At 70.3% G+C, this 807-nt stretch carries 1 protein-coding gene; it reads right to left on the bottom strand.

Features of this window, described 5'->3' with window-relative positions; all coding sequences use genetic code 11:
* Window positions 1–556: bifunctional folylpolyglutamate synthase/dihydrofolate synthase (locus ACFQEU_RS16945; RefSeq protein WP_379784042.1), on the bottom strand; the 556-nt coding region annotated here is incomplete at its 3' end.
* Window positions 557–807 lie beyond the last annotated feature (251 nt).

The following is an 807-nucleotide window of genomic DNA, read 5'->3' as shown; positions in this document are numbered from 1 at the left end:
TCCGCGCCTTGGTGCGGGCGATCTCCGCGATCGTGTCGCCGAGCACCGCGGTGTGTTCGAGCGAGACGTTCGTCACCGCGGTGGCGACGGGATCGACGGCGCTGGTCGCGTCGTACTCGCCGCCGAGTCCGACCTCCAGGACCGCGACGTCGACGTCGCGGCGCGCGAAGTCGTGTATCGCCATCGCCGTGACGACCTCGAAGAACGTGAGCGGTTCGCCGGCCGCCGCGCGATCGACTAACCACGGTTTCACCTCGTCGACGAAGTCGACGATCGCGGCGTCGGTCATGGGTCGGCCGTCGACGCGGACCCGCTCGCTCAGCGACGAGAGATGCGGCGAGGTGTACAGTCCGACTGAGAGTCCAGCCTCGCGGAGGACCGACTCGACCAGCCGCGCGGTGCTCCCCTTCCCGTTCGATCCCGCGACCTGGACGCACGCGAGGTCGGCCTCCGGGTTGCCCAGCCGGTCCAACAGCGCCGCGACGCGCTCGGTGCCGGGCTTGACCGAGAAGCGACGGAGGTCGAACAGGAAGTTCGCCGCCTCGTGGTAGTGCATACCCGCTGGGTCGGCGTCGCGTCGTTTAGGCGTACCGGACCGGGAAAGAGCAACCCTTAGGCGCGACGCCCGCGGAGGGGATCCATGAACGAGACGGTGCCGTCCGAAGGGGCCGGCGCGGACTCCGAGGCCGGTTCTGACTCCGACGCCGGCTCGGGACCCGGTCGAACCGGCGCGACCGATCGACCCGACGAGCCCGTCCTCGTCGGGGAGGGGATCCGGAAGTCGTACGGCGAGGTCGTCGCGCTCGA

The organism is Halorubrum tibetense (assembly GCF_042661865.1).
GTDB classification, from domain to species: Archaea; Halobacteriota; Halobacteria; order Halobacteriales; family Haloferacaceae; genus Halorubrum; species Halorubrum tibetense.
This window is presented reverse-complemented; position numbering and strand designations above follow the sequence as displayed.